The sequence below is a fragment of the Nonomuraea mesophila genome (genome assembly GCF_004352805.1).
Taxonomy (GTDB): Bacteria; Actinomycetota; Actinomycetes; order Streptosporangiales; family Streptosporangiaceae; genus Nonomuraea; species Nonomuraea longispora.
Map to the genome: position 1 here is coordinate 42,110 of NZ_SMLD01000054.1, position 10,265 is coordinate 52,374.

The following is a 10,265-nucleotide window of genomic DNA, read 5'->3' on the forward strand; positions in this document are numbered from 1 at the left end:
TGACAGCCTGCCACATCCGGCGTTACGCGCGTCGATGGCCCCCTTTGAGCTGGGTTTTTAGACTGGACACATGCTGGGTCAACTACTGCTCGCCGCCTCCGGGAGCCGGGTCGTGCGCCGCGCCGTGTCGGGCTTCCCGCTCACCAGGAAGGTGGTCGACAGGTTCGTCGCCGGAGAGAGCGTCGAGGAGGCCCGGGACACGGTCGAACGCCTGCGCGACACCGGGCTCGCCGTGACCGTCGACCATCTCGGCGAGGAGACGCGCGACGCGCGGGCGGCGGCCGCCACCACGGACGCCTACCTCGCGCTGCTGCGCGCGATCAGGCCACTGGAGCTCGGCGCCAGGGGCGAGGTGTCGGTGAAGTTGTCGGCGCTCGGCCAGCGGATCGACGAGGCCATGGCGCTGGAGCACGCCCGCGCGATCTGCGCCGCCGCCGCGGTCGCCGGCTCCGCCGTGACGCTCGACATGGAGGACCACACCACCGTCGACTCGACCCTGGCTGTCCTGCGCAAGCTGCGCGAGGACCATCCTTCGACGGGCGTGGCGATCCAGGCCTACCTGTTCCGCAGCGAACAGGACTGCCGCGACCTGTCCTCGGAGGGCTTTCGGGTACGCCTGGTCAAGGGCGCCTACCGTGAGCCCGCGTCCGTCGCCCACCAGGGGCGGACCGCCGTGGACAAAGCGTACGTACGATGCCTGCGCGTCCTCATGGCGGGGAAGGGTTACCCCATGGTGGCGACGCACGACGATCGCATGATCGCGATCACGGAGCTGCTTGCCGACCGGTTCGGGCGGACGATCGGCGACCACGAGTTCCAGATGCTCTACGGAATCAGGACCGACCTGCAGGAGGCCCTGGCGGGGGCCGGCCACACGGTCCGCGTCTACGTCCCCTACGGCGACGACTGGTACGGCTACTTCATGCGCCGTCTGGCGGAACGCCCGGCCAACGTCGCCTTCTTCCTTCGTGCCCTTGGGGGTAAGTAAATGGATGCCATCAGCAACGTGCCGGAACCCGCCAACGAGCGGGTGTACGGCTACGCGCCCGGCAGCGCCGAGCGGACCACGCTGGAGGACCGCATCAAGGAACTGGCCGGGTCGCAGACCGACCTGACCATGACCATCGGAGGCGAGCAGCGCCTCGGCGGCGGTGCCCCCATCGACGTGGTGCAGCCGCACAACCACGCCCACGTCCTGGGCCGTACCAACGACGCTACGGTCCAGGACGTGCGGGACGCCGTCGACAGCGCGCTGCGGGCGGCGCCCGCCTGGCAGGCGCTGCCGTTCGACGAGCGCGCCGCGATCTTCCTGAAGGCCGCCGACCTGCTGGCGGGGCCGTGGCGGGCCACCATCAACGGGGCGACCGTCCTGGGCCAGTCGAAGTCGGTGCAGCAGGCCGAGATCGACGCCGCCTGCGAGCTGATCGACTTCCTGCGGTTCAACGTGCACTACGCGCGTCAGCTCTACGCCCAGCAGCCGAACTCGTCGCCCGGCGTGTGGAACCGGATGGAATACCGCCCGCTCGAAGGGTTCGTGCTGGCGATCACCCCGTTCAACTTCACCGCCATCGCCGGGAACCTGCCGACCTCGGCCGCGCTGATGGGCAACGTCGTCGTCTGGAAGCCGTCGCCCACGCAGCAGCTCGCCGCGCACTTCACCATGCGGGTGCTGGAGGCCGCCGGGCTCCCGCCGGGCGTGATCAACCTGGTCACCGGCAACGGGCAGGCCGTCTCCGAGGTGGCGCTCGCGCACCCGGCGCTGGCCGGCATCCACTTCACCGGCTCGACCGGGACGTTCCAGCACCTGTGGCGCACGGTCGGGGCCAACATCGCCTCCTACCGCGGCTATCCGCGCATCGTCGGCGAGACCGGCGGCAAGGACTTCGTGCTCGCCCACCCGTCGGCCGACCCCGAGGTGCTGTCGACGGCGCTGATCAGGGGCGCCTTCGAGTATCAGGGGCAGAAGTGCTCGGCCGCCTCGCGGGCGTACGTGCCGCGCTCGGTCTGGAACCGGATGCGCGACGACTTCGTCTCCGTGGCCGAGTCGCTGACCGTGGGCGACGTGGCGGGCGACCTGTCGACGTTCATGGGTGCGGTCATCGACGAGCGGGCCTTCGCCAAGCACAAGGAGGCCATCGACCGGGCGCGGTCGTCCTCGACCATCGACGTGCTCACCGGCTCGTACGACGACTCGGTCGGCTACTTCGTGAAGCCGACCGTCATGGAGTGCGCCGACCCGGCCGACGAGATGTTCGTCAAGGAGTACTTCGGGCCGATCCTCGGCGTGCACGTCTACGACGACGGCGACTTCGACACGGTGCTCGACCAGATGGAGGGCATCGCCCCGTACGCGCTGACCGGGGCGGTCATCGCGCAGGACCGCTACGTCATCAAGGCGGCCACCGACCGGCTGCGCTTCGCGGCGGGCAACTTCTACATCAACGACAAGCCGACCGGCTCCATCGTCGGCCAGCAGCCGTTCGGCGGCGCCCGCGCCTCGGGCACCAACGACAAGGCGGGCTCGATCTTCAACCTGATCCGCTGGGTGAACACCCGTGTGATCAAGGAGACCTTCGTCCCGCCGACCGACCACCGTTACCCGCACATGGGCTGACCGCCTCCCGAACGCCCCCCGGACACCGCGTGTGCCGGGGGCGTTCGGCCTACCGGATGGCGTGATTTGCAAGAGATGTGTCGTTGACGCCATTACCGCGCGCCACCAGCATGAAGGCATGCAGCGACGTGTCCTGGTGGTCGTCTTCCCCGGCTTCCAGTTGCTCGACATGGCCGGGCCGGCCGACGTGTTCGGCACCGCGGCCCTGGTCACGCACGGCGGCTACCACGTCGAGGTGGCGGCCGTGGGCGGGGGCGCCGTACCGGCGGGCAACGGGGTCACCGTCATGGCCACGCCGCTCGGCGAGGTCGAGGGGCCGGTCGACACGCTGCTGGTGGCGGGCGGATGGTCCGTACGGGAGCAGATCGCGCAGAGCGAGCTGGTCGCGGAGGTCGCCCGGCTGGCGGGCTCCGCGCGGCGGGTCGCCTCCGTCTGCAACGGCGCGTTCGTCCTGGCCGAGGCCGGGCTGCTGGACCACCGGCGGGCCACCACGCACTGGCTCGTCGCGGACGCGCTCGCGGCCGATTACGGGCGCGTCGCGGTGGACCCCGACCCGCTCTACATCGAGGACGGCCACGTCTGGACCTCCGCGGGCGTCCTGTCGGGGGTGGACCTCGCGCTGGCGCTGCTGGCCAGGGACCACGGCCACGAACTCGCCCGCAATGTCGCCCGCGGGCTCGTGGTCTACCTTCACCGGCCGGGCGGGCAGAGCCAGTTCAGCACGCCGATGCGGGCCATGACGCCGCGCAGCGAGCCGATCAGGGAGCTGCAGGCCTACATCGACGCCAACCCCGCGGCCGACCTCAGCGTGGCCGCACTCGCCGCGCGCGCCGGCATGAGCGAGCGCCACTTCTCACGGGTCTTCACCGAGCAGACGGGCCTTTCGCCCGGCCGGTACGTCGAACGCAGCCGGGCCGACGCCGCCAGGCGGCTGCTGGAGGTCACCGGTCACCCGCTGGCCACGGTCGCCAGGGAGTCGGGGCTCGGGACGCCGGAGACGCTCTACCGCGTCTTTCGCCGCCACTGGCGGATCTCACCCGGCGACCACCGTCGCCGATTCCAGTCTAAGGAGAGTTGACCATGCAGGTGGCCATCCCGCTCTACCCCCGCTACACCGCGCTGGACGCCGTGGGCCCCTACACCGTGCTGGCCTTCGCGCCGGGGTGGACGGTCACGTTCGTCGCCGAGGAGGCCGGCCCCGTCACCGACGACCAGGGGACGCTCACGCTGGCCGCCACGGCCTCCTACGCCGGCATGCCCCGGCCCGACGTGATCGTCGTGCCCGGCGGCCTCGGCACGCTTGACGTCATGGGCGACACCGCGCTGACCGGCTGGATCCGGCAGGCGCACGAGCACACCACGTGGACGACCTCGGTGTGCAGCGGCTCGCTCCTCCTGGGCGCGGCAGGGCTGCTGGAGGGGGTGAAGGCGACCACCCACTGGGCCCTGCTCGACTTGCTCAAGCAGTCCGGCGCCCAGCCGGTCACCGAGCGGGTGGTCACGGAAGGCAAGATCGTGACCGCGGCCGGGGTTTCCGCGGGCATCGACATGGCGCTGTCGCTGCTGGCGCAGGCCACGGACGAGCTGACCGCGCAGAGCGTGCAGCTGGCGATCGAGTATGACCCGCAGCCTCCCTTCACGAGCGGGTCGCCGAAGACGGCGCCGGAGGGGGTGGCCGAGCGCGCGCTCGGGCTCCTCGCCTGACCGGCGCGCGGGCGCCGTCGTCCCGTCATGGGGGGACGGCGGCTCGGCCGGCGTGTCCGGTGACGCGCCGGGCTCGTCACGGTGGTGCCCGCCGCTCTCTTCGGCGCCCCCGCCCTGCTCTACGCCGCCGCGGGCCTGCTCCTGCTCGGCATGCGGGGCGTCTACCTGGCGCTCCCCACGCAGGCAAAGCAGCCGTTACGGCAGGACATCGGCGAGGCGCTGCGCTATCTGTGGGCCCACAGGATCCTGCGGAGCCTGACGATCTCGGCGGAGCTGCTCAACCTCGCCAACGCCGGCTACTTCGGGGTGTTCGTCCTGTGGGCGGTCGGCGACGGCTCGATGATGGGGCTGGAACCGGGCGAATACGGCCTGATGACGACGGCGTTCGCCGTGGGCGCGACCTTCGGAGGGCTGCTGTCGGGGCGCGCGGCGGGGCTGTTCGGGGAGGTCAGGACGCTCGTGGGCGCATGGCTGATCAGCAGCCTGATGCTGCTCGTGCCCGTGCTCGTCCCCTCCCCCTGGGCGCTCTACCCGACCACCGTCCTGTGGGGCCTGGTGGGCGCGGCGGGCAACGTCCTGGTGATCTCGACCCGGCAAAGGCTGATCCCGGCGGAGCTGCTCGGACGGGTCAATTCGGCATACCGGCTCGTCGGCATGGGCGGGATGCCCGCCGGGGCGGCGCTGGGCGGCGTCGTGGCCGAGCTCGCGGGCGTGGGGGCGGTCCTGGTGGGCGCCGCCTGCGTATGTCCGGCGGCGGTCGGGGTGGTGTGGCGCGCTGTGTCGGATCGAATTTCTGGGCCTGTGACCAGCGCAGCCGCACATTCCGACATATCCAGATCACGTTAGGCACCCTAAGTCCTGTGCTGAGGTGACATGATTATCCCCGAGCTTGAGGGGATGGTATGCGGGAGATCGGCGGACGGTACCTCCTGAACGAGGAGGCCGGTCGTGGGGGTATGGGCGTCGTCTGGCGCGCGTTCGATCAGCTCCTCCACCGTACGGTGGCGCTTAAGGAGCTGACCTTGGCCGGCGAGGCCGAGATGGTGCGTCGCCGGGTGCTGCGTGAGGCCAGGATGGCTGCCGGGCTGACGCACCCCAACATCGTCACGGTGCACGACCTGATCGAGGAGGGCGGCAAGCTCTGGATCGTGATGGAATATCTCGACGGGTTGTCGTTGCACCAGTTGCTCTCCCAGGTGGGCACGCTGCCCGCCCAGTCGGTGGCGGCCATCGGCCAGCACCTGCTCGCCGCGTTGCGCACCGCCCACCAGGCCGGCGTGCTGCACCGCGACGTCAAGCCGGCCAACGTGATGCTGACCGGTGACCGGGTGGTGCTGACCGATTTCGGCATAGCGACCGCCGAGGGCGACATCCGCATGACGACGTCGCGGAGGCTGCGCGGCACGCCCGCGTTCATGGCGCCCGAGCGGCTGCACGGAGGGCCGGCCAGCAAGGAGGCCGACATGTGGTCCTTCGGCGCGACCCTCTACAGCGCCGTCGAGGGCCAGCCTCCCTACCCGGGACAGGACGCCGCGACCGTGCTCGGTATGGCCCGCAGCGGGCCCTATCCGCCGCCGCGCCGGGCGGGCGTGATGCGCCCGCTGATCGAGGGGCTGCTCCACCACGATCCCGTGCGGCGCTACACCCCGGAGCAGACGGCGGGTTTATTGGCGGGGATGCGCGCGAGCGCCTACCAGGCGGCCATCTGACACCCCCGCACCGAGCATCGGGCGGGGGTCATGCGCGTCGGCGGTCAGTCCTGCTTGGCGCGGGCCTGCGCCTCGGCCGCGTCCATGGCCGCCGCCTCCTCGGGGGTCGGCGCGGTGCCGCCGAGATGGGCCGGCTGCCACCACACGCCCTGCGGCACGTCCGGATAGGTGCGCTGCGCCCGGTCGACCAGCTCCGACAACCGCGTGTGCAGGTCGGTCACGTGGTCGTTGACGTTCTCGCCGCGCTTGGGGTGCATCGGCTCGCCCACCAGGATGGTGAGCGGCACGTGCCGCTGCAGGAGCTTCTTCGGCCGGCCCTTGGTCCACAACCGCTGGCTGCCCCACAGCGCCACAGGGATCACCGGGACGTTGGTCGCCTGGGCCATCCGGATCGCGCCGTTCTTGATCTCTTTGACGGTGAACGACCGGCTGATAGTGGCCTCCGCGAAGACGCCCACGACCTCGCCGGCCTTGAGCGTCCGCAGCGCCGTCGCGTACGAGCCCGCGCCCGCCCCCCGGTCGACCGGGATGTGGTGCATGCCCCGCATCAGCGGGCCGGAGATCCGGTGGTCGAAGACGTCCTGCTTGGCCATGAAGCGCACCAGCCGCTTCGACGGCAGCGCGGCGAACCCGGCGAAGATGAAGTCGAGGTAGCTGATGTGGTTGCTCACCAGCACCGCTCCACCCGTCCGCGGCACGTGCTCGGTGCCTTCCATGTGGAACCGGATGTCGAGCACGCGAAAGAGGGTCCGCGCGGCGGCGATCACCGGCGGGTACACGATCTCAGCCATGAGCAGAAGGTAGCTGTTCGGGCGGGCATCACGGTAGTCGGGGCCCGGACCCGGCCGACGGCGGGCCGAGGCTTGCGAGGTCGTGAAAACGGGCAGATGTACACACCATGAAGAAGCTGTTGAACGCGGCAGACTCCGTCGTTGAGGACGCGCTGAAGGGCATGGCCGCCGCCCATCCCACACTGCGGATCCGCGACCAGGTCGTCTACCGGGCCGACGGCCCCCGCCAGGGCAAGGTCGGCCTGGTGTCGGGCGGCGGCTCGGGACACGAGCCGCTGCACGCCGGGTTCGTCGGGTACGGCATGCTCGACGCGGCCTGCCCGGGCGAGATCTTCACCTCGCCGGTGCCCGACCAGATCATCGAGGCGACCAAGGCCGTGGACGGCGGCGCCGGCGTGCTGCACATCGTCAAGAACTACACCGGCGACGTGCTCAACTTCGAGATGGCCGCCGAGCTGGCCGAGGACGTCGAGGTGGCGAGCGTGCTGGTCGACGACGACGTGGCCGTACAGGACTCCCTCTACACCGCGGGCCGCCGGGGCACCGGCGCGACCCTGTTCGTCGAGAAGATCGCCGGGGCGCTGGCCGAGGAGGGCGCGCCGCTGGCCGACGTGGCCGCCGTGGCGCGCGAGGTGGACGAGCGCAGCAGGTCGTTCGGCATCGCGCTGACCTCGTGCACGACGCCGCACGCGGGCAAGCCGACGTTCGACCTGCCGGAGACGGACGTCGAGCTCGGCATCGGCATCCACGGCGAGCCCGGCAGGGCCAGGGTGCCGATGGCGCCGGCGCGCGAGCTGGCTGCCACCGCCATGGACGCGGTCCACGGCGACCTGCCGCTGCGGGGTGATCTGCTCGTCATGGTGAACGGCATGGGGGGCACGCCCCTCATGGAGCTGTACGTCGTGTTCGCGGAGGTGGCGGCGTACGTCGAGGGCAAGGGGGCGCGGGTGTCGCGGTCGCTGGTCGGCAACTACGTGACGAGCCTCGACATGCAGGGCTTCTCCGTCACCGTCTGCCGCCTCGACGACACGCTGACCCGCCTGTGGGACGCCCCCGTCGATACGCCCGGCCTGCGATGGTGACCCGTTGAAGGGAGGGAGCGCGGGCTCCCCCGCCGGCCGGGGCAGGGCAGGGCACCGCGCGGAACCGATGGACACCGACATGTTCGTGGCCTGGTTCGAGGAGGCCGCCCGGCTCGTGCACCGCGACCGCGAGCGCCTCACCCGGCTCGACGCGGCGATCGGCGACGCCGACCACGGCACCAACCTCGACCGCGGGCTCAGCGAAGTACGCAAGGCGCTCACCGAATGGCCGCCCGAGTCGCCGGTGCAGGTGCTGACCTCGGCGGGCACGGCGCTGATCCGCCGCGTCGGCGGCGCTTCCGGGCCGCTGTACGGGTCGGTGTTCCGGCAGATGGGCAAGGTGCTGGAGTCGCCGGTGACGCTGGCCGGGTTCTCGGCGGCGTTCGAGGAGGGCGTCGTGGCGGTCGAGCGGCTGGGCAAGGCCGCGCCGGGCGACAAGACCATGGTGGACGCGCTGGCGCCGGCCTCGCGTGCCCTGGCACTCGCCGTACGCGACGGGGCGGGAGTGCGGGAGGCGTTCGAGCAGGCGGCTCGGGCGGCCGCGGAAGGGGCCGAGGCCACGATCCCGATGCAGGCGCGCAAGGGCCGTGCCAGCTACCTGGGTGAGCGGAGCATCGGTCACGAGGATCCTGGGGCGGCGTCGTCGGCGCTGTTCATGGCGGCCCTGGCCGCTGTCGCGCCATGACCGGCTCCACGGGCCCGGCCAGGACCGGCGGCCCGGAAGGCGCCGCGTCCCGGTGGTCGTGGGCGGGCGGCGCCGAGAAGGGGGCGTGATGGTGGGGCTGGTGCTGGTCTCGCACAGTGCCGGGCTGGCGGCGGAGGCCGTGGCGCTGGCCAAGGGGATCGCGGGCGCGCAGGTGCCCCTGGCGGCCGCCGGCGGCAGGGAGGACGGCGGTCTCGGCACGAGCGTGGACCTCGTCGAGGAGGCCGTACGCGCCGTCGACCAGGGCGACGGCGTGGTGCTCATCCCCGACCTGGGCAGCTCGGTGCTGACCGCCCGCCTGCTGGAGGAGGACGGGCGGGTCGTGGTGGCGGACGTGCCGTTCGTGGAGGGCACGATCGCGGCGGCGGTGGCGGCCGGCGCGGACGCGCCCCTGGCCGACGTGCTCGCCTCGGCCGAGGAGTCCCGTACGTTCCGCAAGCTCTGACCCGCACCCCGACGCGCGGGGTGGGGGTCAGTGGGACCTGAAGGCGCCTTCGAGCCACCAGGAGGCGTGCTCGCGGGTGACCTTGGCGTGCACCAGCAGCGGCCGTTCCCGTGGACCGTCGAGCCAGGCGGCCACACCCGCCAGGCCGGCCGGCTCGGTGACCGTGACGGCGTCGAGCCCGTGCCCTCTGGCGATGGCGGCGAAGTCGACAGGCGGGAAGGTGACGGTGCCGAGCGGGTGGCCGTGAGGGCCGAAGTGGTGGACCTCGGCGCCGTACGCCTCGTCGTCGTAGACCACGATCACCATGGGCAGGCCGAGCCGGACGACGGTCTCGAGGTCGGCGAGGCCCATGAGCGCGCCGCCGTCGCCGAGCGCCGCCACCGGCAGCCGGTCGGGCCGCGCCACGGCGGCGCCGATCGCGGTCGCGAGGCCCAGCCCGATCGACTGGAACGCCTGCGTGAAGCAGAATCCGAACTCGTCAGGGACGTCCATCAGCATCGAGGGATATCCCATGAAATTTCCGGAATCGGGGGCGACGATCCGCTCGTGCGGCAGCAGGTCGTCCAGCCCGATGGTGAGCGTCCTCGGGTCGATCCGCCCGCCCCCGCTCTCGTCGTCGTACGGGACGTCCCGCCACCGCCCCTCGGCCCGGATGCGCTGCCCGATCTCGGCCGAGCGGTAACCGGCGGCCTCACCGACGCGGGCGGTCACCGACCTCGCCACGGCGGCCACGTCCCCGGCCACGCCGAGGTCGGTGTGCGCGTACGCCGTGAAGACATCCGGGTCGAGATCGACCTTCACCACCTTCGCTTCCGGCGAGATGAGTGCGCCGTGGCCGGTGGTCCACATGTTGAGCGCGCATCCCCATCCGACGACGAGGTCGGCGCCCCTGATCAGCTCGGCGGCGAGCGGGGTGGCGAAACCGCCGCTCACGTCGAGGTCCCAGGGGCTGCCGCGGAACAGGCCCTTGGCCACCGCGGAGGTCGCGAGCAGCGCGCCTGCCCGGCCGGCCAGTTCCTCCAGTTCGCCGCGCGCGTGCCTGGCACCGCGCCCCGCGATGAACACCGGCCGCCGGGCCGCGCCCAGCAGCCGGGCCAGCTCCTCGGCCGCCTCACCGCCCGCCGCCTCACCGCCCGCTCCCCCGCCGGCGGTCGCGGCGGTCGCGGTCGCGGTCGGAGCGGCGGGGTCGGTGGCGGTCGCGGTAGCGGGGGCGGTGG

Annotated in this window: 11 protein-coding genes; 9 read left to right on the plus strand and 2 right to left on the minus strand. The window is 72.0% G+C overall.

Features of this window, described 5'->3' with window-relative positions; all coding sequences use genetic code 11:
• Positions 1–70 precede the first annotated feature (70 nt).
• The 6 genes from E1295_RS21290 to E1295_RS21315 all read left to right on the plus strand — a co-directional run bounded on the left by E1295_RS21290 (position 71) and on the right by E1295_RS21315 (position 6,027).
• Positions 71–988, plus strand: coding sequence for a proline dehydrogenase family protein (locus E1295_RS21290; protein ID WP_132632084.1), 918 nt, complete (start codon positions 71–73; stop codon positions 986–988).
• A complete protein-coding gene (pruA, locus tag E1295_RS21295) occupies positions 989–2,614 on the plus strand; it encodes an L-glutamate gamma-semialdehyde dehydrogenase (protein WP_132632085.1) in 1,626 nt (541 codons plus the stop codon).
• Between the two features lie 118 nt (positions 2,615–2,732).
• Positions 2,733–3,692: a GlxA family transcriptional regulator gene (locus tag E1295_RS21300; protein ID WP_132632086.1), complete on the plus strand. Its 960-nt coding sequence runs from the start codon at positions 2,733–2,735 to the stop codon at positions 3,690–3,692.
• Positions 3,693–3,694: 2 nt separating this feature from the next.
• Entirely contained in the window at positions 3,695–4,318 is a 624-nt protein-coding gene (locus tag E1295_RS21305; protein ID WP_132632087.1) for a DJ-1/PfpI family protein, read from the plus strand.
• Between the two features lie 84 nt (positions 4,319–4,402).
• A complete protein-coding gene (locus tag E1295_RS21310; protein ID WP_246080187.1) occupies positions 4,403–5,164 on the plus strand; it encodes an MFS transporter in 762 nt (253 codons plus the stop codon).
• 56 nt (positions 5,165–5,220) lie between these two features.
• The gene (locus E1295_RS21315; protein WP_132338522.1) at positions 5,221–6,027 is read left to right on the plus strand and encodes a serine/threonine-protein kinase; all 807 of its coding nucleotides are present in this window, start codon (positions 5,221–5,223) and stop codon (positions 6,025–6,027) included.
• A gap of 44 nt (positions 6,028–6,071) precedes the next feature.
• On the opposite strand, the gene E1295_RS21320 is transcribed toward E1295_RS21315, so the two are convergent.
• Positions 6,072–6,818 carry a lysophospholipid acyltransferase family protein gene (locus tag E1295_RS21320; protein WP_132632089.1) on the minus strand — a complete coding sequence of 249 codons (747 nt, stop codon included), beginning with the start codon at positions 6,816–6,818 and terminating at the stop codon, positions 6,072–6,074.
• A gap of 107 nt (positions 6,819–6,925) precedes the next feature.
• Between E1295_RS21320 and dhaK the strand changes: the two genes are divergently transcribed.
• The 3 genes from dhaK to E1295_RS21335 all read left to right on the plus strand — a co-directional run bounded on the left by dhaK (position 6,926) and on the right by E1295_RS21335 (position 9,048).
• The gene (gene dhaK / locus E1295_RS21325; protein WP_132632090.1) at positions 6,926–7,900 is read left to right on the plus strand and encodes a dihydroxyacetone kinase subunit DhaK; all 975 of its coding nucleotides are present in this window, start codon (positions 6,926–6,928) and stop codon (positions 7,898–7,900) included.
• 67 nt (positions 7,901–7,967) lie between these two features.
• Entirely contained in the window at positions 7,968–8,585 is a 618-nt protein-coding gene (gene dhaL, locus E1295_RS21330; protein WP_132632091.1) for a dihydroxyacetone kinase subunit DhaL, read from the plus strand.
• A gap of 88 nt (positions 8,586–8,673) precedes the next feature.
• Entirely contained in the window at positions 8,674–9,048 is a 375-nt protein-coding gene (locus E1295_RS21335) for a PTS-dependent dihydroxyacetone kinase phosphotransferase subunit DhaM (protein WP_132632096.1), read from the plus strand.
• A 27-nt stretch (positions 9,049–9,075) separates the two neighbouring features.
• On the opposite strand, the gene E1295_RS21340 is transcribed toward E1295_RS21335, so the two are convergent.
• Positions 9,076–10,265 (minus strand): thiamine pyrophosphate-binding protein (locus E1295_RS21340; protein ID WP_132632092.1); only part of this gene is annotated, 1,190 nt, incomplete at its 5' end.

Coding starts and splice junctions, on each gene's coding strand:
- E1295_RS21315 (WP_132338522.1), top strand. CDS start 5,221: ATGCGGGAGATCGGCGGACGGTACCTCCTGAACGAGGAGGCCGGTCGT.
- pruA (WP_132632085.1), top strand. CDS start 989: ATGGATGCCATCAGCAACGTGCCGGAACCCGCCAACGAGCGGGTGTAC.
- E1295_RS21290 (WP_132632084.1), top strand. CDS start 71: ATGCTGGGTCAACTACTGCTCGCCGCCTCCGGGAGCCGGGTCGTGCGC.
- dhaL (WP_132632091.1), top strand. CDS start 7,968: ATGGACACCGACATGTTCGTGGCCTGGTTCGAGGAGGCCGCCCGGCTC.
- E1295_RS21300 (WP_132632086.1), top strand. CDS start 2,733: ATGCAGCGACGTGTCCTGGTGGTCGTCTTCCCCGGCTTCCAGTTGCTC.
- E1295_RS21335 (WP_132632096.1), top strand. CDS start 8,674: ATGGTGGGGCTGGTGCTGGTCTCGCACAGTGCCGGGCTGGCGGCGGAG.
- E1295_RS21320 (WP_132632089.1), bottom strand. CDS start 6,818: ATGGCTGAGATCGTGTACCCGCCGGTGATCGCCGCCGCGCGGACCCTC.
- E1295_RS21305 (WP_132632087.1), top strand. CDS start 3,695: ATGCAGGTGGCCATCCCGCTCTACCCCCGCTACACCGCGCTGGACGCC.
- dhaK (WP_132632090.1), top strand. CDS start 6,926: ATGAAGAAGCTGTTGAACGCGGCAGACTCCGTCGTTGAGGACGCGCTG.